Genomic DNA, 21,235 nt, shown 5'->3' on the forward strand with positions numbered 1-21,235 from the left:
AGGGGTGCTCCGGCCTGTCGCGCGCGATCTTCGTATCTTTTTTCGAGACCCTAGCCAAGCGGGAACGGTACCGAGGCGGGATGACGTAAATGGAGGCTCGGGTGCACACAGAGTCATACGGGGCGGAGGCCGGGCTCGCGCGGCGGACCCTGCGGAGCGAGACCCTGCTCGTACTGGCCCTGTCGCTCGGCGCCAGCGGTGTGGGCGCGCTCATCAGCTTCGTCGGGTCGCTGACCAAGCCCGGTTCGCTCAAGGACCAGGCGGCCACCCTGGTGGGCTCCCAGGCGCCGGGCCGGCCCTGGCTCGACCTCGCCTGGCAGCTGTTCGGGATCGCCACCGCCCTGGTCCCGGTCGCCCTGGTCGCGCATCTGCTGGCCCGGGAACGGGTCGGGATAGGTTCCATCGGCTTCGACCTGAAGGAACCCCGCCGCGACCTGGGGCGCGGCACCCTGGTCGCGGCCGCGATCGGCGGCACCGGGCTGCTGTTCTACCTCGGCGTCCGCGCGGCCGGGTTCAACCTCACGGTGGTGCCGGAGTCGCTGCCGGACGTGTGGTGGAAGATCCCGGTCCTGATCGCGTCCGCCGTGCAGAACGCGGTGCTGGAGGAAGTCATCGTCGTCGGCTATCTGCTGCGCAGGCTCGGGCAGTTGGGCTGGTCCCCGGCCGCCGCCCTGGCGGCGAGCGCGGTGCTGCGCGGTTCCTACCACCTGTACCAGGGCGTCGGCGGCATGATCGGGAACATGGTGATGGGCGTGGTGTTCGTCCTGCTCTACCGCCGATGGGGACGCGTCGGCCCGCTCGTCGCCGCGCACGCCCTGATCGACACGGTCGCCTTCGTCGGCTACGCGCTGCTGGCGGGCAAGGTCGGCTGGCTGCCGACGGGTTGAGCGCGCACGCGCCGTGGCGCCGCCGTCCCCGACGCGGCCGGGACGGCTACGGCGCCGCGTGCAGCTCGCCGTCGATGACGGTCACGGCGGTACCGGTGAGCAGTACCCGGTCGCCGCGCAGTTCGGTGCGGACGAAACCGCTGCGTGCGGAGACCTGCAGGCCGGTGAGTTCGGTACGGCCGAGCCGGGCGGACCAGAACGGCGCCAGGGCGGTGTGGGCGCTGCCGGTGACCGGGTCCTCGTCGATGCCGACGGCGGGGAAGAATCCGCGCGAGACGAAGTCGTAGCCGCGGGAGGGGTCTTCGGCCGCGGCGGTGGCGATGACTCCGCGCGGGCCGAGGGCCGCCAGCGCGGCGAAGTCCGGGGTGAGGGCGCGCACGGCCGCCTCGTCCGCCAGCTCGACCAGCAGGTCGCCGACGTCCGGGCCGGTGTCGTACCCGGCCAGCGGCTCCGCGCCGAGCGCTAGCGCCACGGCGGGCGGTGGTGTGGCCACGGTGAGCGGCGCGGTGGGGAAGTCCATGGTGAGCGCACCGCCGTCGGCGGGCCGGACGCTCAGGACTCCGCTGTGGGTGGCGAAGCGCACCAGTGAGGTGGCGGCGCCCGTGGAGAACAGCACATGCGCGGTGGCGAGCGTGGCGTGCCCGCACATGGCGACCTCGGCCGCGGGCGTGAACCAGCGCAGTGCCCAGTCGGCGTCCGTGGCGTCCGCCGTGCCGTCGAGGCGGTGTGCGAAGGCGGTCTCGGAGAGGTTGACCTCGGAGGCGACCCGCTGCATCCAGCCGTCGTCGGGGAACGCGGCGCCGTCCAGGAGCAGGACTCCGGCCGGATTACCGGCGAAGGGCCGGTCGGTGAAGGCGTCGACGATTCGAATCCGCATGGGACGACCGTAGGCAGCGGTAACGCCGCAGGCCAGAGCCAATCGAGGGGAGGTGGCCCGGAAGAGGGTTGTCGAACGAACGCTTCCGATATATCGTTGAAGCATCGCGACCGATCAACGATGGAAGGAGCGTAACCATGCGTTCCCAAGGACATGAACACGAACACCGCGGACCCGGCCACCATGGCCGGGGAGAACGAGGAGAGCAGCGCCGTGCGGCCTTCGGACCGTTCGGACCGCCCTTCGGGGGTGGCCCCTTCGGCGGTCCCGGCGGGCGCGGTCGGGGCGGGCCCCGGGGCCGGGCGAGGCGCGGCGATGTACGCGCGTCGATCCTGGCGCTGCTCAAGGACCGGCCGATGCACGGCTACGAAATGATTCAGGAGATCGCCGAACGCAGTGGCGGCGCGTGGAAGCCGAGCCCCGGCTCGGTGTACCCGACGCTGCAGCTGCTGGAGGACGAGGGCCTGATCACCAGCGCGAGCGAGGGCGGCAAGAAGCTGTTCACGCTCACCGACGCCGGCCGGACCGAATCCGAAGCGGGGCCCGAGGCCCCGTGGGAAGAGGCCGGCCGGGGCGTCGACTGGGATGCCATGAACGAGATCCGGAAGGCCGGCGGCGGGCTCGTCGAGGCCTTCAAGCAGGTCTGGTCGACCGGTACGCCCGCCCAGCGCGAGAAGGCGCTGGCCGTGGTCAACGAAGCCCGTAAGAAGCTCTACCTCATCCTCGCCGAAGAGGACTGAGGCCGGAGAAGTCCGACCCACGAGCCGGGTCGGCACGATCCACGGCTCGGCCGGCTCCGCCGGATCGGCGTCGAGCAGTCCGCGCAGCGCCTTGACGGCCGCCGAGCCCAGCGCGCGCTGGTCCTGGGCGACGGTCGTCAGGGCCGGGCGGACCAGCGACGCCGCGTCGATGTCGTCGAAGCCGACGATCGCGAGATCTCCGGGTACCGACAGCCCCGCGTCCGCGGCCGCGTGCAGCGCGCCGATCGCCATCTGGTCGCCCGCCGCGAAGACCGCGGTGGGCGGCTGCTCCGTGGCGAGCAGGGTGCGCACCGCGTCCTGGCCGCTGTTGAGGAAGAAGTCCCCCGTGACCACGTACTCCGGGGGCACGTCCAGTCCGAGCCGGGCGCACGCCTCCCGGAATCCGGCCAGCCGTTCGGCGGCCGGCGGCAGGTACAACGGGCCGGTGACGGTGGCTATCCGGCGGTGCCCCTGGGTGTACAGGTGCTCCACGGCGGCCGCCGCGCCGGCCGCGTTGTCGGAGGTGACCCGGACGGTACGGGGGCCGCTGAGCGCGACGTCGATCCCGGAACACGGGACGTCGGAGGCGGCGAGGGCCCGCAGGGCGCGGTTGTCGGCGGGGGTGCCCAGCACGACGACGCCTTCGAGGTTGTGCCGCCGCACCGCCTGCAGATAGGTGGTGTCGGCGTCGCCGGGACCCGACGTGGTCAGCAGCATCAGGTGGTAGTCGGCCTCGGACAGCGCGTTGCGCACCGCGCTCAACAGGCCCTGCAGGAAGGGATGCTGAAAACCGAGGGTCTCGTAGCCGGTGTCCCAGACCAGGCCGATGGTGTCGGACCGGCGCCGCACCAGCGTGCGGGCGGGTTCGTTCGGGGCGTACCCGAGTTCGCTGGCCAGCCGCCGGATACGGTCGCGGGTCGCCTCGCTCACCTCGGCCCGGTCGTTGAGCGCGCGGGAGACCGTAGCGGTCGAAACACCGCTGCGGAGAGCCAGTTCGCGGATGTTCACGGCGATTGCACCTGTTCCTGGAGTGGCGAGGGTGTGTGCTGCACACAGTCTTGACGATGTGTCATGGCGAAGACAGACTTCCGGCGCACCGGAAACGTTTACGTAACGCGGCCCCGCCACCGGGGCCCGACAGAAACGGGATGCTGCGATGCCACGCGCGATGCCAATGAAGTCACCCAGGACCCGCTTCAGAGCACTTGTCACCCTGGCCACCGCCGCGGCCTGTGTCGCCGCGGTCGGCGCGGTACCGGCCACCGCCGGCAGCTCGGCCCAGTACACCGACGCCAGGGCGCCGATCGATCTGCGCGTCAAGGACCTCCTGAAGCGGATGACGCTGGAGGAGAAGATCGGGCAGATGGACCAGATCGCGGTCGCGCGGGTCCAGGGCGACTGCGAATGGAGCGGCGGTGCCCTCAACGAGACCTGCATGAAATCGGTGCTGGGCGACTACGCGGCCGGCTCGATCCTCTCCGGCGGCGGCATGGGCCCCGCCGTGAACACGCCCGCCGAGTGGGCGAAGATGGTCAACACCGTGCAGAAGTACGCCGTCGACAACTCGCGGCTGCACATCCCGGTGCTCTACGGGGTCGACGCCGTGCACGGTCACAACAACGTGCTCGGCGCCACCGTCTTCCCGCACCAGATCGGCCTGGGCGCCACCTGGGACCCGGCCACCGTCCGGGCGGCGGGAGCCTCCACGGCGCGCTCGGTCGCCGCGACCGGCATCGACTGGAACTTCGCGCCCGTCGCGGACCTCGCCCGCGACCAGCGCTGGGGCCGCTACTACGAGACGTTCGGCGAGGACCCGCTGCTGGCCGGGACGCTGGCCGCCGCGAGCGTCACCGGCATCGACACGGCGAACGGCGCCAAGCACGTCGTCGCCACCGTGAAGCACTTCGGCGGTTACTCCGAGCCGGCCAACGGCCACGACCGGGTGCCCGCGGACGTCTCCATGCGCTATCTGCAGGACACCCTGCTGCCCTCGTACAAGCAGGCCGTGCAGGCCGGTGCGAAGACCGTGATGGTCAACTCCGGTGCCATCAACGGCGTCCCCGCGACCTCCTCGAAGTACCTGCTCACCAAGGTGCTGCGCGACCAGTGGGGCTTCAAGGGCGTCACGGTCAGCGACTGGGAGGACGTCCGGGCGCTGCAGACGAAGTACAAGCTCGCCGCCGACTACCCCGAGGCGATCGCCCTCGCGGTCAACGCGGGCCTGGACATGGCCATGGAGCCGTACTTCGCCAAGGAGTGGAGCACCGGCCTGAAGACCGCTGTCGACCGCGGGCTGGTCTCGGTCAAGCGCATCGACGAGTCGGCCGGCCGGATCCTGCGGATGAAGTTCGAGCTCGGCCTGTTCGAGCACCCCTACGTGGACGCGGCCAAGGCCGACGCCGCGGTGCTGGGGGCGGACAAGGCCCTCGCGCGCAAGGCGGCCGCCGAGTCGCAGGTGCTGCTGCGCAACGACGGCGGGGTGCTGCCGATCTCCCCGGCGGCCAAGAAGATCGTCGTGGCGGGTTCCTACGCCGATGACATCAACGACCAGGCGGGTGGCTGGACCATCGGCTGGCAGGGCGTCCCCGAAGGTGTGACGCTGCCGGGCACGACCGTGCTGGCGGGGATCAAGGAGGCGGCGCCCGCGGGCACCGAGGTGGTGCGGGCCACCAGCGCCGACGACGCGGTGGCGCAGGCCAAGGACGCCGATCTGACCGTCGTGGTCGTCGGCGAGAAGGCCGCGGCGGAAGGCGCCGCGGACAGCCCGCGGCCCGAACTGTCGGCGGATCAGCAGGCGTTGGTCAAGGCGCTGAAGGCGGCGGGCAAGCCCGTCGTCACCGTCGTCATCGCGGGCCGGCCGCTCGCGCTCGGCGACGCGGACGGCACCCAGGGGCTGCTGATGTCCTGGCTGCCGGGCAGCGAGGGCGGGCACGGAATCGCCGACGTGCTGTTCGGGGCGGTCAACCCGAGCGGCCGGCTGCCGGTCTCCTGGCCGAAGCACATCGGCAACGAGCCGCTGTACTACCAGCAGCTGCCGGGCACCAACGGCGGGCCGGAGTCCTCGTACGACGCGGCCTACCCGTTCGGCGCCGGTCTCTCGTACACCTCCTACGCCTTCGGCGCGATCACGGCCGACAAGGCGGTGGTACGGGCCGGTGACCCGGTCGGTGTCAAGGTGACCGTCTCCAACACCGGCGGCAAGGCGGGCGATCTGGTGGTGCCGGTGTACGTGTCACGGCCGACCAGCGACGTTCTGACGCCGGCGACCCGGCTGGTGGCCTTCACCAAGGTGCACCTGGCGGCGGGGGAGACCCGTACGGTCCGGCTGCAGGTGTCGCCGGGAACCCTCGCGGTCACGCCGGGCGACCTGGACGGCGCGGGCGCGCAGAAGGTCGAGCGCGGCGCGTACACCTTCTCGGCGGGCGACAAGAGCGCGGCGGTGACGGTGCGCTGAGCCGGCGAGTGCGGGGCGGCGGTCGGTCCCTGCCGCCGCCCCGTACCCGTCCGTCCGCACCGGATCCGCTCGTGCGCCCGGCCCTGCCGTCGCTACTCGACGAGCCCGGCCAGCTTGCGCAGCGACTCGTTGAGGGCGGCGGTCGCCGAGTCCTTGAGCTTGCCCGCCATCATGGCGACGGCTGCGCCGGCGAAGCTGCTGTCGATCCGCAGTTCGGTGGCGTCGCCGTCGGGCGTCAGGGTGTAGCGCATACTGAGGTTGACACCCATCGGGCCCTTGCCCGCGATGCCCAGCACCCGCTCGGCCTCCAGGGCCTCCACGGTCCAGGTGACCTCGGCCGGGAAGCCCATCATCTTCATGTTCTCCTGATAGGTGGCACCGGCCGCCAGCGGCGCCGGGCCTCCCTTCGGGAAACTCGTGTGGGTGGCGCTCCACTGGCCGTACGACGCGAAGTCGGTCAGCTGCCTCCAGACCTTCTCGGCCGGGGCCGCGATGCGCGCCTGTGCGGAGACTTCGGCCATGCGATCACTCCTTGTGCGAAGGCGCTGCGGCTCGCGCGCAGCGACGGTGTCGCGGAACGTAGTCGCAGCGGCCCGAACATTCAATACTGATGAAGCGTCAGAACTGATGAACCGTCAGAGATTCCCGGCGGGCCAGCCGTACGCTGCGGGTCGGCAGCGGCCCGCGGCTCAGTAACCGGTCCACATGACCCCGGTTCAGACCGTGCCCGGGATTGATCCGCAGCAGCACCCGGTCGGGTCGGAAACGCGCCTGCCGGGCGAGCCGGCGGGGGATGACGTCATCGATCCAGGCGAACGGACGGCCGCCGGCGTGGCGCAGGATCGGCGCCCACTTCCGGCCGGTGAACAGGTCCGCGCGCGGCAGCCGCGGATCGCCGGGACGCGGGCGGTAGCGGCCGAACTCCACCACCGGCAGCACCGGCAGGCCCAGCCGCGGGGCTATGTGCCGGTTGGCCTCGTGCTCCCAGGTGCTGGCCCAGGTGAGCTCGTAGACCGCGGACAACTCGCGCAGCCACGCGCCGTGTGCGGCGGAGAGCAGCACGGTGTGGTCCAGGATGTCGTACGCGGTGAATGCCGCCGATGGCAGTACCGGATTGAGGACTCCGTCGATGTCGAGGAAAAGCAGCGGTTTGGCCATCGCTCTCCTTCCCCAGGGCGGGGCAGGCGGTTACTCGTGCCTGTGAGGGACGAGGATCGGGGCCATGGTGGTTGCGCGCTCAACAGGAGGACATATGGACGAGGAACTGCCGGCCCGGCTGCGCGCCGTTCCGGTGCTGGCCGGACCCCTGCCGCGGTTCGACCCGGACGGAGCGGACCCCTCTCCCGGGCGCCAGTTCGCCCGCTGGCTGGACGAGGCGCTGGACGAGGGTGTGCCGGAACCGCATGTCATGACACTCAGCACCGCGGACCGCGACGGGCGTCCCTCGGCGCGGGTCCTCATGCTGCGCGGCCTGGGCGCCGACGCGTGCACGTTCGTGTTCGCGTCCGACGCGACCAGTCACAAGGGCCACGACCTGGCGGCCAACCCGCACGCGGCGCTGAGCTGGTACTGGCCGCGCCAGGGCCGGCAGATCCGGGCGGCGGGCCCCGTCGAGGCCCTGGACGCCGGGATCGCGCGCGGCGACTTCCTGGGCCGCCGCGAGGCCTCCCGGATCGCCGGGTTCACCGGACGGATGAGCGCCCCGCTGGCCGGGCCCGGCGCGTACGACGAGGAGCGGCGGCGGGCCGCGGACCTGGTCGCGGCCGACCCGCAGGCCGTTCCGGCGGGGCACACCGTCTACCGGCTGCGGGCCGACGAGATGGAGTTCTTCCAGGGGGACCCGGACAGCTTCCATGTGCGGCTGCACTACGCCCGGCAGGGCGACGACTGGAAGCGGGGACTGCTGTGGCCGTGAGCGTCCGGTCATGAGCGGTTAGGTCATGAGCGGTTGGGTCATGAGCGGTTGGGTCAGGAGTGGTCCGGCCGTGGGTGGTCCGGTCATGAGGGGTCCGGCCGTGAGTCATCCTCCGGGATGAGACCGGCCGGACGACCCCGCCTTCGGGGGGATGCGCACATGGCCCCTGGCGGGGATGTTCCGGCCTCCCCGCCCTGATGGGGTGGGGTATGTGCACAGCGAAGCCCGGCCCCTGGACCTGACCCACCCCGACAACGACGCGCGGTTCGGTGTGGAGCTGCGCACGGTGGCGGCCAGTGCCCGGCGGCGGGCCGGGCGCGACGGGGACCGGCAGATCGACACCGCGCATCTGCTGCACTCGCTGCTGGAGACCGACCCCCGGGCCCGTGACGCGTGCGACGCGGGCAGCGGGCAGGTGGTGCGAGTCCTCGGGTACCTGGCGCAGCGCAGCATCGGCTACGGCCTGGAGTGGCAGGGCTCGGTGGAGGACTCCGGGGCGCTGCCGGTGGTCACCGCGCGGAGCACCCCGGGCTGGAGTCCGGCGGCCGCCGCCGCGATGCGCACGGCCGTGCGCTCGGCCCAGCGTGGAGGCCGCGACCAGGCCGACGGGATCGATCTGCTCAACGCGCTGGCCGCCGACCCGCACAGCCGCGCCGTCGAGGTACTGCGGACCGCCGGTCTGGACGTCAGCCGCTACCTGGACGAAGGACCTGTCGCGAGCTGACATCATGGCCCGATGCATGCGTCTCAGGGGAGGAACGCGGGGCTGGGGCTCGCCTTGGCGTCGGCGTTCGCGTTCGGTGGTTCAGGAGTAGCGGCGAAACCGCTCATCGAGGCGGGGCTCGACCCGCTCGATGTGGTGTGGTTGCGCGTGGCGGGAGCGGCGCTCATCATGCTGCCGGTCGCGCTGCGCCATCGCGCCCTGCTGCGGCAGCGCCCCGGACTCCTGGCGGGCTTCGGCCTGCTCGCCATCGCGGGTGTGCAGACGTTCTACTTCGCGGCGATATCCCGGATCCCGGTGGGCGTCGCGATCCTCGTGGAGTTCCTCGGCCCGGCCCTGCTGCTGGGCTGGGTGCGCTTCGTGCAGCGCCGGCCGGTGAGCCGGGCGGCGGCGATCGGGGTGGTGCTGGCGGTCGGCGGCATGGCCTCGGTGGTCGAGGTGTGGTCGGGGCTGGCCTTCGACGCCTTCGGTCTGCTGCTCGCCTTCGGCGCGGCCTGCTGCCAGGTCAGCTACTTCGTCCTGGCCGACCACGGCACGGAGGGCGAGGACGCCCCCGACCCGATCGCCGTCATCGCCTTCGGGCTGCTGATCGGCGCCGCGGTGATGACCGTGGTGGCGCGGCCGTGGGGGATGAACTGGGCAGTGCTGGGCCATCAGGCCGCGCTCGGCGACAAGCAGGTGCCCGCGGTGCTGCTCGTCGGGTGGATCGTCCTGGTGGCGACGGTCGTCGCGTATCTGACCGGGGTGCTGGCCGTGCGCAAGCTGACCCCGCAGGTGGCCGGGGTGGTCGCCTGTCTGGAGGCGGTGGTGGGGACCGTGTTCGCCTGGATCCTGCTCGGTGAGCACCTGGGCGTTCCGCAGATCATCGGCGGAACGCTGGTGCTGGCGGGTGCGTTCGTCGCCCAGACCACCACCCAGAGCGGTGGGAGCAAACCGGTGGCCGAGCCGCTGCCGCAGCCCGATCTGGTCTGAGGACGGCCCCTGCTCCGAGCCCCGGGTCCCCGGATCTCGCGCCTCGGAACCGCCTTGTAGGGGCGCGTCCGCACCTCGTAAGGTGACGATCATGCACCTCACCGTTCTGCCGCCGCCCGCCGCCTAGGCGGGCTGCCACCCCACGGACGACCCGGCTCGGGCACGTACCCGAGCAGGTCGCGGCTGCCCGCACACGGGACCACGCGACCATCTCAAGTCCTCCGCGGGAGAACACTCGTGCCGTCGAACCATGGCCACACCCTTGCCCCGTCCGTCGGACGCGGCCTGCTCTACGTCACCTTCGCCGCCACCGCCTGGGGCACCGCGGGCGCCGCCGCCGCGCTGCTCCTGGTGAGCAGCGGCCTCGGCCCCGTCGCCCTGACCTTCTGGCGCACCGCCGGCGGCTTCGCGCTGCTGCTGCTCGTCCGGCTGGTCCGCCGCCGTCGCGGCGCCGTCCGTACACCGGCCAGGAAGGAACCCCGGCGGCGCGCGGTGCTGCGCATCCTGGCCACCGGCCTCGGCCTGACGGTCTTCCAGACCGCCTATTTCGGCGCCGTCGAGTCGACGGGACTGGCCGTCGCGACCGTCGTCACCCTGGGTGCGGGCCCGGTCATCATCGCGGTCGTCGCCCGTCTCATCATGGGCGAACGGCTCGGCCGCGGCGGCGCCGTGGCCGTCTCCGGCGCTCCGGCGGGGCTCGCGGTGCTCGTCCTGGGCAACGGCGGCGGGTCCGTGGCCCCGGCCGGGGTCGGGCTCGCGCTGCTGTCCGCGTCCGGCTACGCCTGCATCACGCTGCTGACCCGCTGGATGGGCCGCGGCGGTGACGGCGCTGACCCGTTCATGACCTCGCTGTGGGCCTTCGCGGTGTGCGCCGTGACCCTGCTCCCGCTCGCCCTGGTGGAAGGGCTGTGGCCGCGCGGCACGGACCTCGGCCACACCCTGTGGCTGCTGGTCTATCTGGCCTCCGTGCCGACCGCACTCGCCTACGGGCTGTACTTCGCGGGCGCCGCGGTGGTCCGGGCGGCGACGGTCTCCGTCATCGCACTGATCGAACCGGTCTCCGCGGCGGCCATCGCCGTCGTCGTCCTCGGCGAACAGCTGACCGGCGCGACCGTACTGGGCACCGTCATCCTGCTCGGCGCCGTGACGGCGCTGGGCCTGGAGGAGGCCCGGCTGGCCTCGGCCGGCCGCCGCGCGGCGGCCGGCACGGGATGACCGCCGGGGGTGCGCGCCGACACCGGACGACGGTGGCGGGTGGGCGCAGGCTCGTGACCTAGGCGCGGTCCGGGTCGGATGCCGCCAGCCGGCGCAGCTGGTGGGCGCGGGCCGCCTCGTCGTGCGGGGCGGCCCGCTCCGCGAGGCGCTCCGCGTCCCGCTGCTGCATCTGCCGGGGCTTGTTGCCGCCGTACTTGAACTTCGCGCGGACCTCGGTCACCTCCAGCCGGATGCCGCGGATCCCGGGCAGCATCCGGCCGAACGGGGCCTGTCCCGGGGCGACGGGCGCGTAGTCGCCGGCCGGCTGGAAGTGCGCGAGCTGACGGTGCAGCACGGCGGCCTTCTGCGCCTCGTCGTCGATGACATGCGCCGTGCACAGCAGCTGGACGGCGGCGTAGAAGCTGGTCGGGGTGCCGTGCTCGGCGGGCACGCCCTCGGGGGCGTGCCAGGGGCCGGGGATGAACGTGTAGTCGTCCACGACGCTGAGCGTCACCCGTGGGTTCGCCTCGAGGGCGTGCCACAGCGGGTTGGGGCGGGCGAGGTGGGTGAACGCCTCGTTGCGCTCCGGGTCGTAGGCGAAGTGCAGCGGCTGGACGAACGGGGGTTCGCCGGGCAGGCCGTTGACGGCCAGCTGCCCGAAGTCGTGGGCGGCGAGCCAGGTCTGCCACTCGGTGTCGTCCTGCGGTGCGTCCCAGGGGTGGATGAGCATGTCGGGTCCCTCGGGGTCGGGTTCTGGTTCAGGTTTCAGCACAGACTCAGGCTCAGGCGAGGTAGGCGGGCAGGGCGACGGCCGGGTCGAGGTCGTCGGCCGGAACGGGGGCGCCGTAGACCTTGGTGACGGGCACGATCCCGGTCCAGTACGGCAGTCCGGTGTCCTCCGGCTCGTCGTTCGGGCCGCCGGTGCGGACCTTCGCCGACACCTCCAGGAGGTCGAGCCGGATGACGGTGGTCGCGGCGAGCTCCTTGGCGTTGGCCCGGCGCGAGTCGTCCGCGCGGCCGGCCACCACCTGGTTGACCAGCGCGTCCAGCGCTTCGGCGCGCTCCGCCGGATCGGTGACCTGGTGAGCGGTGCCGTGCACCACCACCGAGCGGTAGTTCATCGAGTGGTGGAACGCGGAACGGGCCAGCACGAGGGCGTCGAGGTGGGTGACGGTCAGGCAGACGGCCAGCCCCGGGTCCTTCGCGCCGCGCAGCGGGCGCGATCCGGTCGAGCCGTGGACGTAGAGCCGCTCGCCGATCCGGCCGTAGAGGGTGGGCAGCACGACGGGGGCGCCGTCGCGGATGAATCCGAGGTGGCAGAGGTAGCCCTCGTCGAGGATCGCGTGGACGGTGTCACGGTCGTAGGCGGCGCGCTCCCGTATCCGGGTGGGGACGGTGCGTTCCGTCGCCTCGTACGAAGGGGCGGGGACGGTGGGGGCGGCGGTGTCGGCCATGGCGCAATCCTTTGAACTAGTGCATAATCAACTTTGTGCTAGGAGAGTATCGAATCACCGGCCGGGGCGCATCGGGTATTGCCGCCGACATCGAGCGGGCGGTGGGCGAGGGCGCGCTCAAGCCGGGCGCGGCGCTGCCGCCGCTGCGTGAACTGGCCCAGGAACTGGACGTGAACCCCAACACGGTGGCCGCCGCCTACCGGCTGCTGCGCGACCGCGGGGTGATCGAGACGGCAGGCCGGCGCGGCAGCCGGGTGCGCTCCCGGCCCGCCACCACCTCACGCGACCAGATCCGGATCGATGTGCCGCCGGGGACGCGGGACATCTCCAACGGCAATCCGGACGTCTCGCTGCTGCCGCCGCTCGACGCGGCGTTCGCGGCGGCGGTGGCCCGTAACGCCGAGAACCCGGCGCTCTACGGCGGACCGGCCGTCGACGCCGGGTTGAGCGCTCTCGCCCGCGCGGCCTTCGACCGGGACGGGGTGCCCGACGGCCCCATCGGACTCACCTCGGGCTCGCTCGACGCCATCGAACGGGTGCTGGCGGCCCATCTGCGCCCGGGGGACGCCGTGGCGGTCGAGGACCCGGGGTGGGGGAGTGTGCTGGACCTGGCGCCGGCTCTCGGGCTGCGCGCGGTGCCGGTCGGGGTCGACGACGACGGCCCGGTCGTCGCGGACGTCGCACGGGCGCTGCTGGCCGGCGTACGCGCTCTCGTCGTCACCGACCGCGGCCAGAACCCGACCGGCGCGGCGATCTCCGCGGACCGCGCCCGGGAGTTGCGCGAGGTGCTCGCGCGCCATCCCGAGGTGCTGGTGGTCGACGACGACCATGTGCACGGGCTGGTCGACCTGCCGCTGCACTGTCTGTCGGGCGTCACCACGCACTGGGTGCTGGTGCGCTCCACGGCCAAGGCGTACGGCCCGGATCTGCGCCTGGCGGTCTTCACCGGCGACCCGGTCACCGTCGACCGCGTTCAGGGCCGCTACCGGCTGGGCGCCGGCTGGGTCAGCCATCTGCTGCAGCGCGCCGTGGTGCACCTGTGGGAGTCCGGCGCGGTCGACCCGCGGGTGGTGGCGCCGTCGTACGGACGGCGGCGCGACGCCCTGGTCCAGGCCCTGGCCGAACGCGGCATCGCGGCCCATGGGCGCAGCGGCATGAACGTCTGGGTGCCGGTCTCCGACGAGACCGGTGCGGTGGCCGGCCTGCTGCAGGCCGGCTGGGCCACCGCCCCCGGCGCCCGCTTCCGGCTCGCGTCCTCCCCGGGCGTGCGGCTCACGGTCTCCGCGCTCCGTGACGCCGACATCGTGCCGCTCGCGGACGCGGTCGCCCGGGTGGTCGGGGCGTCGGGCGCGGGACGCTACGGCTGAGACGGCTCAGGCTGTGGCGTTACGGCTGAGTCGTACCGGCGGCCGGTCGGGAACGGCGGGGGCGCAGTTGGGTGAGGGCGGCGCCGGCCAGGACGACGGCCGCGCCGACCGGCTCGTTCCAGCCCAGCCGCTCATGGAGCAGCAGTACGCCCGCGGCGGTCGCGACGACCGGGATCAGATAGGTGACCATCGCGCCGATCGTCGGGCCCTTCTCGGCGACCAGCCCGTACTGGAGCAGGAACGCGATACCGGTGCCGAGGGCGCCGAGCGCGACGACCGAGAGCACCGACAGGATCGGGAACGAGGTCGGCACGGAGGTGAAGAACGGTGTGACCAGGGCGAGCTGGACCGTGCCGAGCAGCAGCTGGCTGCTGGAGAGCGCGAGGTTGGAGTGGCCGGACCCGGCCAGGGTGCGGCGTACGTACGCCCAGCCGACCGCGTAACTGGCCGCGGCGATCAGGGCCATGGCGGTGCCCGCCGGGTCCTGGCCGGAGAAGCCCTGCCAGGCGCCGAGCACGGTCAGCACGCCGACGAAGCCGAGGCCGACCCCCGCGAACCGCTGCCGCGTCGGCTTGTCCTCGGAGAGCGCGACGACCGAGACGACCATGCTCCACAGCGGGGTGGTGGCGTTGCAGATCCCCGCGAGCGTGGAGGGGATGGTCAGTTCGGAGTAGGCGAACAGTGAGAACGGCAGCGCGTTGAGCAGCAGTGCGGCGACCGTCAGATGCAGCCAGGTCCGCTTCCCGCGCGGCAGCCGGTCGCGCTTGACGAGCAGGGCGGCGATCAGCACGACCGTGCCGAAGACCATCCGGCCCAGCGTCACCTGAAGGGGTGCGAACGCCTCCGTGCCGACCTTGATGAACAGAAAGCTGAAGCCCCAGATGAGGCCCAGGATGGCGAACCGGATCCGCCAGTCCACCGCGCGGCGGGCGACCGGTGGCGCCTCCGGTATCGGAGCGGGCGCGGCGGTGGCGGAGGCGGGCCGAAGGCCGGCGGGGACGCTCATGCTCCTAAGATGACGGAATTGATTCCGTAGAACAAGCGAGTTTACGTACGATGGAACGCGTAGAATCCCTTACATGTTGAACCTGGAGCGCCTCCGGATCCTGCATGCCATCGCCACCTACGGCTCGGTCAGCGCCGCCGCCGACGTCCTGCATGTGACGACCTCGGCCGTCTCCCAGCAGATGGGCAAGCTGGAGCGCGAGACCGGTCAGCAGATGCTGGCCAAGAACGGCCGCGGCGTCCGCCTCACCGACGCCGGCCGGCTGCTCTCCGGCCATGCGGAACGCATCCTCTCGCTGGTCGAACTGGCGCACTCCGATCTCGAGGCGCACCGGGGAGCGGCCGTCGGCGAGGTCGTCCTGGGGGCGTTCCCGACCGCCGCCCGCGGGCTGCTGCCGATGGCGCTGGCGGCCCTGCGCCGGGACCACCCCCAGTTGCGGCCCCGGATGCAGGAGATGGAGCCGGCCGGTTCTGTGGCCCGGGTGGTGCGTGGCGACATGGACCTCGCCGTCGTCCTGGACTGGTACAACAGACCGCTGTCCCTGCCCTCCGGTCTCGCCAAGGCGCCACTGCTGGACGACATCGCCGATGTCGCGATGCCGTCGGACCACCCGCTCGCCGGCCGGGCACAGATCGAGCTGGAGGACTTCGCGGACGACGACTGGGTTTCCTGGCCGGACGGCGAGTTCTGCCACGACTGGCTCATGTTCACCCTGCGCGGCAAGGGCATCGAGCCCCGCCTGTCGCACTCCGCCGAGGAACACCACACCCAGCTCGCCCTGGTCGCGGCCGGCCTCGGCGTCGCGGTCGCCCCCCGCCTCGGTCGCGGCCCGGTCCCCGACGGCGTGAGCGTCGTCCCCGTGCGCCACACCATGCACCGCCACGTCTACGCCGTCTGGCGCGAGGACGCCGACCGCCGCCCGGCCATCCGTGCCGCGGTCGAAGCCCTGCAGTCCTCAGCGGGCGCCGCACTCGCCGCGTCCACGGTCTGACGCGCGCCGTTCACGTCACCGGCGGTCACTCGGGCTTGCGGGCGCGGAGGGCCAGGACGGTCGGGGTCGGTGCGCCGCCCTCCGTGAACCGTTCGGGCACCAGGCCCGCCGCGAGGAACGCGTGCATCAGGTCGGGCAGCGGGTAGTGCGTGGCACCGACCTTGTCGCGCACTCCCGCGCTCGTCCAGGACGCCTTGGTCCAGTGCCCGTCGCGGTAGCCGGGACGGATCACCACCGCGTCCGGGTCCGCGCGGTCGGCGAATCCGCCGCAGAAGCAGGGGTGGACGCCGACGTGCACCAGCACCCCGCCGGGACGCAGCACCCGGGCCGCCTCGCGCAGCACCGCCGGGTATCCGGGCATGTCGGTGTGGACCATCATCGAGATGACGGCGGGCACCGAACCGGCCGCTATCGGCAGCCGCTCGGCGTCGGCCCGCGCGATGGGGAGCCGGCCGCGCGCGTGGCGCAGCATGCCGGCGGAGAGGTCAACGCCGACGGGCGTCCAGCCCAGTGCGCGGACCCGTTCGGCATGGGTCCCGGTGCCGCAGCCGATCTCCAGACAGATGCCGCTTCCCGCACCCAGCAGTTCGCGTGTGGCGCGGTGGATGCCCAGCGGATCGACGTCCGCGACCGGTTCGCCGGTCCCGGTCCCCGCCTGCCGCCCACCGAGGAACTCCTGCTCGTACCAGTCGGCGATCTCGTCGTATGCCGCAGTCGGGGCCATGGGGAACCTCCGCGTGTCACGTACCTCCGGGACAGCGGCCGGTGGTCCGGCCGCTGTTGGGCCCGAACCTTCCCCGGAGGACCCACGGGTACCGCTCGTTCGCCAGGGGCTTAGCCGTGCTCGGCGTGCTCGGTCGGCTGGGTGCGCCGGTGGGGCGCGGCATGGATGACCCCGGCCAGGCCGGTGTGCGGGTGCACGTCTGCCGGACGGCCGGAACCGTGCGGGGAAGCACCGGGGTCAATCGTTGAGCGCACAACCAAGTGTGCGCACTGAGACGCCAGGTGCGCACGTGAATCGCCGTACTGGGGCGGATCGGACGCGACGACATCGGCCTCTCCGCCCGGATTGTCCTGTGTTGCTACGGTGTGGCGAGCTGGACGAGCCCCTCGGTGGCGATGCGTTCGAAGAGCTTGGGGTCGGCGGCGAAGTCGGAGTCCGGGATCGGCCAGTGGATGACGATCTCGTCGATGCCCAGCTCCGCGTGGCGGCCGGCGAAGTCGGTGAAGGCGTCGAACGAGTCCAGCGGGCGGTCCGGGGTGAAGCCGGTGAGCATGGTCTTGTGCAGTTCGGCGGGGTCCCGGCCGATCTCGTCGCAGGCCGCGCCGAGCTTGTTGATCTGGCCGCGGACGGCCTCCAGCGACTGCTCGGGCGTGCCGGTCTCGAAGAGCTTCGGATCGCCGGTGGTGACCCAGGCCTGCCCATGGCGCGCGGCGAGCTTCAGCCCGCGCGGCCCGGTGGCGGCCACCGCGAAGGGGATCCGGGGCCGCTGCACACAGCCGGGGATGTTGCGGACCTCGTGCGCGGAGTAGAACTCGCCCTCGTACGACACCACGTCGTCGGTGAGCAGCCGGTCGAGCAGCGGGACGAACTCACCGAAGCGGTCCGCGCGCTCGCGCGGAGTCCACGCCTCCTGGCCCATCGCGGTCGCGTCGAACCCGGAGCCGCCCGCGCCGATGCCCAGCGTGATCCGTCCTCCGCTGACGTCGTCGAGCGTGATCAGGTCCTTCGCCAGCGTCACGGGGTGCCGGAAGTTGGGCGACGTGACGAGCGTGCCGAGCCGCAGCCGCTCGGTGGCCGTCGCGGCCGCGGTGAGGGTGGGTACCGCGCCGAACCACGGCCCGTCCCGGAAGGTCCGCCAGGACAGGTGGTCGTAGGTGTAGGCGGTGTCGAAGCCGAGGTCCTCGGCACGTCGCCACACCTCCTGGCCCTCGGTCCAGCGGTACACGGGAAGGATCACAGTGCTCAGTCGCATACCCCGACCTTACGACGCTGCAGGCCGGGCCCGCACAGCCGCATTCCGCTGTGGGCGATTCCGCTGTGAGCATGGAACGGCTACCGCCGGGCCGGTCCGGGGGCAGGGTGATCCGCATGAGGATTCTGCTGCTGGGTGGGACGGAGTTCGTCGGGCGCGCGGTCGCCGACGAGGCGTTGGAACGGGGCTGGGAGGTGACGGCGTTCCACCGCGGACGCCATGCGGCGCCGCCGGGGGTCGCCACACTGCTGGGCGACAGGACCGCGGAGGGCGGTCTGGCGGCGCTGGACCGGGGCGAGTGGGACGTCGTCGTCGACACCTGGTCCGGTGCGCCGTCGGCGGTGCGTGACGCGGGCCGGCTGCTCGCCGGCCGGGCCGGGTCCTACGCCTACGTGTCCAGCCGGTCGGTGTACGCGTTCCCGTCGCCCGCCGGCCTCACCGAGGACGGGCCGCTCGTCGACGCGTCCCCCGACGACGGCGAGGTGGAGTACGCCCAGGCCAAGCGAGGCGGGGAGCTGGCGGCGCTGGCGGCCTTCGGCGAGCGGGCGCTGCTGCTCAGGGCCGGGCTGATCCTCGGGCCCGGGGAGAACATCGGACGGCTGCCGTGGTGGCTGGGGCGGATCGCCCGCGGCGGAACTGTGCTGGCGCCCGGCCCGCGGGACCTGGGGCTGCAGTACATCGACGCGCGGGACCTGGCGGCCTGGACGCTGGACGCCGCCGTGAAGGGGCTCGGCGGCCCGTACAACCTGGTGAGCCCGCCGGGGCACACCACGATGGGCGAGCTCCTGGAGGCGTGTGTGCGGGTCACCGGCTCGGACGCCGAACTGCGCTGGACCGATCCGGAGACGATCCTCGCGGCCGGCATCGAGCCATGGATGGAGCTCCCGGTCTGGCTGCCACCGGGCGAGGTCCACGACGCCATGCACCGCGCGGACGTCTCCAAGGCGCTCGCCGCGGGACTCCGCTGCCGCCCCGTCGAGGAGACGGTGGCCGACACCTGGACCTGGCTCCGGGCCCTGGGCGGCACCGCGCCGCAGCGGCCGGACCGGCCCGCGCTCGGACTGGACCCGGAGAAGGAGGCGAAGGCTTTGCGCGGCGGGAACCCCAACCCGGGCGGGGCGTAGACAACTTCCGTACCCGACTCGGCCGCCCGCCGCCGACGGCTCCCGTACCTTCCTCCTACGGCGTGGGAACGTACGAAAGGAACCGCGAGGATGTCCGGATCGCGAATTACCTTCCTCCAGGGGCAGGCCGACCAGCCGAACGCGCTGGAGCGGGTGGTCGCGCATGTGCGCGGGCAGTTCGAGGGGGCGGGCCTCGAGCGGCTGCGTGCCGCCGAGCGCCCGCTCTTCGCGGGGATCGGCGCCTCGTACGCGGCGCTGGGTGTGGCGGTCGACCTGCTGCGTGCCCGGGGTGTGGTCACCCAGCGGGTGCTCTCCAGCGAGATCGAGCGGGGCACCGCCGGGTTCGACGTCGATGTGCTGATCGGGGTGTCGCAGGGCGGCCGCAGTTCGGAGACCCTCGCGGCCTTCAAGGAGGCGAACGACGTGCCGCGCGTAGCCCTGCTGAACGTCATGCCGTCCCCGCTGGGCGAGCTCGCGGAGATGACGGTCGATCTCGGCAACGAGCCCGACTCGTACGCCTCGACGATCGGATTCACCGGAGCGGTCGTCGCCCTGGACCTGATCGCCGGGGCGATGACGGGCCGGATCGGCGCGGACGATCCCTGGCAGGGGATCGCGGCGCTGGCGGCGGCCGTCCGTCATGACGCGGCGGAGGTGATCGACCCGCTGCGGGCCCGCGCCGCGCGCCGGGTGGCCGCCGACGTCGTCGCGTCGGGTGCTTCCCGGGCCGCCGCCGAGGAGGGTGCGCTGCTGCTGCGCGAGGTCGTCCGGATGCCGGCCACCGCCTCCGTCACCAGGAACTATCTGCACGGCGAGATGGAGTCCGCGGGCCGGACCCTGCACATCGTCTTCGGGGACGGCCGTGAGGTCGCCCTGGCCCGCTCCCTCTCGGGTGCCGGGCACCTCACGCTGCTCGTCACCACCCGGCCGGTCAGCGGCGGCGCCGACCTCGGGGTGGTGCGGCTGCCCGACGTGCCGCCGAGTGTCCGCGTGGTGCTGGAGACCGTCGTCATGCAGGAGCTGGTGGCGGCGCTCAGCGACGAACGGAACATCTCCATCGAGTCGTTCGTCTTCGCCAACGACGACACGAAGCAGGGCGGCGTGGACCCGGCGGACTTCGCGATCGCCCCGCCGGCCCCGACGGCGCTCGACTGAACGCCACTGACCGAACGTCACCGACCGCCGACCCCCAACCCCCGACCGCTGATCAGCGGTCCGGGCCGAGTTCCCGTTGCCGGCGCGTGAGGAAGTCGTTCTCCGGCTTGTTCCCGGTGAGTGCGATCGCCGCCTCGTACGCCGACCGCGCCTCGGCGGTGCGGCCCAACCGCCGCAGCAGATCGGCCCGGATGGCGTGGAACACGTGGTATCCGTCGAGGCCGAGCTCGTCGACGAGGGCGAGCGCGGTCTCCGGTCCCTCGACCTCGGCCACCGCGACCGCGCGGTTGAGAGCCACGACGGGGGTCGGGGTGAGCGTCAGCAACTGGTCGTAGAGCTGCAGGATCTGCCGCCAGTCCGTGGCGGCCGTGCTCGGAGCGTCGCTGTGGACGGCGTTGATGGCCGCCTGGACCTGGTACGGGCCGGGCCGGCCGCGCCGCAGGCACTGCCGGACGATGGTCTGTCCCTCGGTCACAAGGGCGCCGTCCCACAGGGCCCGGTCCTGCTCGTCCAGCGGGACCAGTCCGCCGTCCGGGGCGGAGCGGGCCCGGCGGCGGGACTCGGTGAGCAGCATGAGCGCGAGCAGCCCCATGACCTCGGGCTCGTCCGGCATGAGTTCGGCCAGCAGCCGTCCGAGCCGCAGAGCTTCCGCGCACAGGTCCTCGCGGACCAGCCGGTCGCCCGAACTCGCCGTGTAGCCCTCGTTGAAGATGAGGTAGACGACGGCCAGTACGGCCCGGAGCCGGCCTGGAAGGTCCGCCTCGTAAGGGACCCGGTAGGGGATCCGGGCGTCACGGATCTTGCCCTTGGCCCGCACCAGCCGCTGGGCCATGGTCGGCTCCGGGACCAGGAAGGCGTGGGCGATCTCGGTGGTGCTGAGGCCTCCCAGGAGCCGGAGCGTCAGCGCGACCTGCGCTCCGGTGGCGAGCGACGGGTGGCAGCAGGTGAAGATCAGACGGAGCCGGTCGTCGCGCACGGGGCCCTCCTCGGGCGGTTCGTCGCGGGCGTGCAGCAGAGCGGCCTGGGCGTGCCGGTCCTGGCGGGACGCCTCCCGGCGGAGGCGGTCGATCGCCCGGTTGCGTGCGGTGGTGATGATCCAGCCGGCCGGGCTCGGTGGCAGCCCGGCGGACGGCCACCGTTCCAGCGCCGTGGTGAAGGCGTCCTGGACCGCCTCCTCGGCGATGTCGATGTCGCCGAAGACGCGGACCAGGACCGCCACCGAGCGGCCGTACTCCGCACGGAAGACCTGTTCGACTTCCGGGGAGGGGACGGCCGGCAGGTCAGACATCCCATGCCGTTTCATGTCAAGAGGGATAAGGCTGGGCGTGGTGTGACCAGGCGGTTGCTTCGTCGTAGTGGGTGCGGGTTTTGAGGCATCCGTGGAGGATGCCGACGAGGCGGT

General features: G+C 72.6%; 20 protein-coding genes and 1 pseudogene. 11 read left to right on the forward strand and 10 right to left on the reverse strand.

The genetic code is table 11. The features are described from left to right. The first annotated feature begins 89 nt into the window (after nt 1-89). Complete coding sequence (locus G3I60_RS39485; RefSeq protein WP_138357385.1) at nt 90-887, forward strand: CPBP family intramembrane glutamic endopeptidase; 798 nt, start codon at nt 90-92, stop codon at nt 885-887. Nucleotides 888-933: 46 nt separating this feature from the next. On the opposite strand, the gene G3I60_RS39490 is transcribed toward G3I60_RS39485, so the two are convergent. Then, nucleotides 934-1,764 carry a PhzF family phenazine biosynthesis protein gene (locus tag G3I60_RS39490; RefSeq protein ID WP_164297894.1) on the reverse strand — a complete coding sequence of 277 codons (831 nt, stop codon included), beginning with the start codon at nt 1,762-1,764 and terminating at the stop codon, nt 934-936. Nucleotides 1,765-1,901: 137 nt separating this feature from the next. Here G3I60_RS39490 and G3I60_RS39495 point away from each other — a divergent pair, with 137 nt between their 5' ends. Then, the gene (locus tag G3I60_RS39495; RefSeq protein WP_138357383.1) at nt 1,902-2,504 is read left to right on the forward strand and encodes a PadR family transcriptional regulator; all 603 of its coding nucleotides are present in this window, start codon (nt 1,902-1,904) and stop codon (nt 2,502-2,504) included. Between the two features lie 18 nt (nt 2,505-2,522). Here G3I60_RS39495 and G3I60_RS47155 read toward each other — a convergent pair. Next, nucleotides 2,523-3,791: pseudogene (locus G3I60_RS47155) on the reverse strand (LacI family DNA-binding transcriptional regulator); the annotation flags it as partial. Between G3I60_RS47155 and G3I60_RS39505 the strand changes: the two are divergent. Then, nucleotides 3,679-5,958, forward strand: coding sequence for a glycoside hydrolase family 3 N-terminal domain-containing protein (locus tag G3I60_RS39505; protein ID WP_198358752.1), 2,280 nt, complete (start codon nt 3,679-3,681; stop codon nt 5,956-5,958). The pseudogene G3I60_RS47155 and the gene G3I60_RS39505 overlap by 113 nt on opposite strands. Before the next feature lie 92 nt (nt 5,959-6,050). Here the strand turns inward: G3I60_RS39505 and G3I60_RS39510 are convergent, their stop codons facing one another. Both G3I60_RS39510 and G3I60_RS39515 read right to left on the reverse strand, forming a co-directional pair. Further along, a complete protein-coding gene (locus G3I60_RS39510) occupies nt 6,051-6,479 on the reverse strand; it encodes an SRPBCC family protein (RefSeq protein ID WP_138357380.1) in 429 nt (142 codons plus the stop codon). Nucleotides 6,480-6,576: 97 nt separating this feature from the next. Continuing rightward, nucleotides 6,577-7,116 carry an HAD domain-containing protein gene (locus G3I60_RS39515; RefSeq protein ID WP_164297900.1) on the reverse strand — a complete coding sequence of 180 codons (540 nt, stop codon included), beginning with the start codon at nt 7,114-7,116 and terminating at the stop codon, nt 6,577-6,579. Between the two features lie 94 nt (nt 7,117-7,210). Between G3I60_RS39515 and G3I60_RS39520 the strand changes: the two genes are divergently transcribed. The 4 genes from G3I60_RS39520 (at nt 7,211) to G3I60_RS39535 (ending at nt 10,781) form a co-directional block, all read left to right on the forward strand. After that, entirely contained in the window at nt 7,211-7,873 is a 663-nt protein-coding gene (locus G3I60_RS39520) for a pyridoxal 5'-phosphate synthase (protein WP_138357378.1), read from the forward strand. A gap of 211 nt (nt 7,874-8,084) precedes the next feature. Further along, nucleotides 8,085-8,597, forward strand: a complete 513-nt coding sequence (locus tag G3I60_RS39525; protein ID WP_343241817.1) for a Clp protease N-terminal domain-containing protein — start codon at nt 8,085-8,087, stop codon at nt 8,595-8,597. A gap of 12 nt (nt 8,598-8,609) precedes the next feature. Then, entirely contained in the window at nt 8,610-9,566 is a 957-nt protein-coding gene (locus G3I60_RS39530; protein WP_138357377.1) for a DMT family transporter, read from the forward strand. A gap of 237 nt (nt 9,567-9,803) precedes the next feature. Further along, the gene (locus tag G3I60_RS39535; RefSeq protein WP_343241818.1) at nt 9,804-10,781 is read left to right on the forward strand and encodes an EamA family transporter; all 978 of its coding nucleotides are present in this window, start codon (nt 9,804-9,806) and stop codon (nt 10,779-10,781) included. Nucleotides 10,782-10,839: 58 nt separating this feature from the next. Here the strand turns inward: G3I60_RS39535 and G3I60_RS39540 are convergent, their stop codons facing one another. Together G3I60_RS39540 and G3I60_RS39545 are read right to left on the reverse strand one after the other, a co-directional pair. Beyond that, nucleotides 10,840-11,490, reverse strand: coding sequence for an FMN-binding negative transcriptional regulator (locus G3I60_RS39540; protein WP_138357376.1), 651 nt, complete (start codon nt 11,488-11,490; stop codon nt 10,840-10,842). 52 nt (nt 11,491-11,542) lie between these two features. Continuing rightward, a complete protein-coding gene (locus G3I60_RS39545) occupies nt 11,543-12,214 on the reverse strand; it encodes a pyridoxamine 5'-phosphate oxidase family protein (protein WP_138357375.1) in 672 nt (223 codons plus the stop codon). Nucleotides 12,215-12,249: 35 nt separating this feature from the next. On the opposite strand from G3I60_RS39545, the gene G3I60_RS39550 reads away from it, so the two are divergent. Continuing rightward, the gene (locus tag G3I60_RS39550; protein WP_164297902.1) at nt 12,250-13,581 is read left to right on the forward strand and encodes an aminotransferase class I/II-fold pyridoxal phosphate-dependent enzyme; all 1,332 of its coding nucleotides are present in this window, start codon (nt 12,250-12,252) and stop codon (nt 13,579-13,581) included. A gap of 19 nt (nt 13,582-13,600) precedes the next feature. Here G3I60_RS39550 and G3I60_RS39555 read toward each other — a convergent pair whose 3' ends face one another. Then, nucleotides 13,601-14,587, reverse strand: a complete 987-nt coding sequence (locus G3I60_RS39555; protein WP_164297904.1) for a DMT family transporter — start codon at nt 14,585-14,587, stop codon at nt 13,601-13,603. A gap of 73 nt (nt 14,588-14,660) precedes the next feature. Between G3I60_RS39555 and G3I60_RS39560 the strand changes: the two genes are divergently transcribed. Next, the gene (locus G3I60_RS39560; RefSeq protein ID WP_138357372.1) at nt 14,661-15,578 is read left to right on the forward strand and encodes a LysR family transcriptional regulator; all 918 of its coding nucleotides are present in this window, start codon (nt 14,661-14,663) and stop codon (nt 15,576-15,578) included. Nucleotides 15,579-15,603: 25 nt separating this feature from the next. Here the strand turns inward: G3I60_RS39560 and G3I60_RS39565 are convergent, their stop codons facing one another. Together G3I60_RS39565 and G3I60_RS39570 are read right to left on the reverse strand one after the other, a co-directional pair. Then, on the reverse strand, nt 15,604-16,302 hold the full coding sequence (locus tag G3I60_RS39565; RefSeq protein ID WP_164297906.1) for a class I SAM-dependent methyltransferase: 699 nt from the start codon (nt 16,300-16,302) through the stop codon (nt 15,604-15,606). 358 nt (nt 16,303-16,660) lie between these two features. Beyond that, the gene (locus G3I60_RS39570) at nt 16,661-17,554 is read right to left on the reverse strand and encodes an LLM class flavin-dependent oxidoreductase (protein WP_164297908.1); all 894 of its coding nucleotides are present in this window, start codon (nt 17,552-17,554) and stop codon (nt 16,661-16,663) included. A 116-nt stretch (nt 17,555-17,670) separates the two neighbouring features. On the opposite strand from G3I60_RS39570, the gene G3I60_RS39575 reads away from it, so the two are divergent. Together G3I60_RS39575 and G3I60_RS39580 are read left to right on the forward strand one after the other, a co-directional pair. Further along, nucleotides 17,671-18,678 carry an NAD-dependent epimerase/dehydratase family protein gene (locus G3I60_RS39575; protein WP_164297910.1) on the forward strand — a complete coding sequence of 336 codons (1,008 nt, stop codon included), beginning with the start codon at nt 17,671-17,673 and terminating at the stop codon, nt 18,676-18,678. Nucleotides 18,679-18,768: 90 nt separating this feature from the next. After that, nucleotides 18,769-19,833: an SIS domain-containing protein gene (locus G3I60_RS39580; protein ID WP_164297912.1), complete on the forward strand. Its 1,065-nt coding sequence runs from the start codon at nt 18,769-18,771 to the stop codon at nt 19,831-19,833. 52 nt (nt 19,834-19,885) lie between these two features. Here the strand turns inward: G3I60_RS39580 and G3I60_RS39585 are convergent, their stop codons facing one another. Next, entirely contained in the window at nt 19,886-21,121 is a 1,236-nt protein-coding gene (locus tag G3I60_RS39585) for an RNA polymerase sigma factor (RefSeq protein ID WP_164608364.1), read from the reverse strand. Between the last annotated feature and the right edge of the window lie 114 nt (nt 21,122-21,235).

It is taken from the genome of Streptomyces sp. SID13666 (assembly GCF_010548325.1).
In the GTDB taxonomy this organism is placed as follows: domain Bacteria; phylum Actinomycetota; class Actinomycetes; order Streptomycetales; family Streptomycetaceae; genus Actinacidiphila; species Actinacidiphila fildesensis.

What these genes read in the sequence shown, in the direction of transcription:
- G3I60_RS39485 (WP_138357385.1), top strand. Translation starts at nt 90, where the DNA reads ATGGAGGCTCGGGTGCACACAGAGTCATACGGGGCGGAGGCCGGGCTC.
- G3I60_RS39490 (WP_164297894.1), bottom strand. Translation starts at nt 1,764, where the DNA reads ATGCGGATTCGAATCGTCGACGCCTTCACCGACCGGCCCTTCGCCGGT.
- G3I60_RS39495 (WP_138357383.1), top strand. Translation starts at nt 1,902, where the DNA reads ATGCGTTCCCAAGGACATGAACACGAACACCGCGGACCCGGCCACCAT.
- G3I60_RS39505 (WP_198358752.1), top strand. Translation starts at nt 3,679, where the DNA reads ATGAAGTCACCCAGGACCCGCTTCAGAGCACTTGTCACCCTGGCCACC.
- G3I60_RS39510 (WP_138357380.1), bottom strand. Translation starts at nt 6,479, where the DNA reads ATGGCCGAAGTCTCCGCACAGGCGCGCATCGCGGCCCCGGCCGAGAAG.
- G3I60_RS39515 (WP_164297900.1), bottom strand. Translation starts at nt 7,116, where the DNA reads ATGGCCAAACCGCTGCTTTTCCTCGACATCGACGGAGTCCTCAATCCG.
- G3I60_RS39520 (WP_138357378.1), top strand. Translation starts at nt 7,211, where the DNA reads ATGGACGAGGAACTGCCGGCCCGGCTGCGCGCCGTTCCGGTGCTGGCC.
- G3I60_RS39530 (WP_138357377.1), top strand. Translation starts at nt 8,610, where the DNA reads ATGCATGCGTCTCAGGGGAGGAACGCGGGGCTGGGGCTCGCCTTGGCG.
- G3I60_RS39540 (WP_138357376.1), bottom strand. Translation starts at nt 11,490, where the DNA reads ATGCTCATCCACCCCTGGGACGCACCGCAGGACGACACCGAGTGGCAG.
- G3I60_RS39545 (WP_138357375.1), bottom strand. Translation starts at nt 12,214, where the DNA reads ATGGCCGACACCGCCGCCCCCACCGTCCCCGCCCCTTCGTACGAGGCG.
- G3I60_RS39555 (WP_164297904.1), bottom strand. Translation starts at nt 14,587, where the DNA reads ATGAGCGTCCCCGCCGGCCTTCGGCCCGCCTCCGCCACCGCCGCGCCC.
- G3I60_RS39560 (WP_138357372.1), top strand. Translation starts at nt 14,661, where the DNA reads ATGTTGAACCTGGAGCGCCTCCGGATCCTGCATGCCATCGCCACCTAC.
- G3I60_RS39565 (WP_164297906.1), bottom strand. Translation starts at nt 16,302, where the DNA reads ATGGCCCCGACTGCGGCATACGACGAGATCGCCGACTGGTACGAGCAG.
- G3I60_RS39570 (WP_164297908.1), bottom strand. Translation starts at nt 17,554, where the DNA reads ATGCGACTGAGCACTGTGATCCTTCCCGTGTACCGCTGGACCGAGGGC.
- G3I60_RS39575 (WP_164297910.1), top strand. Translation starts at nt 17,671, where the DNA reads ATGAGGATTCTGCTGCTGGGTGGGACGGAGTTCGTCGGGCGCGCGGTC.
- G3I60_RS39580 (WP_164297912.1), top strand. Translation starts at nt 18,769, where the DNA reads ATGTCCGGATCGCGAATTACCTTCCTCCAGGGGCAGGCCGACCAGCCG.
- G3I60_RS39585 (WP_164608364.1), bottom strand. Translation starts at nt 21,121, where the DNA reads ATGTCTGACCTGCCGGCCGTCCCCTCCCCGGAAGTCGAACAGGTCTTC.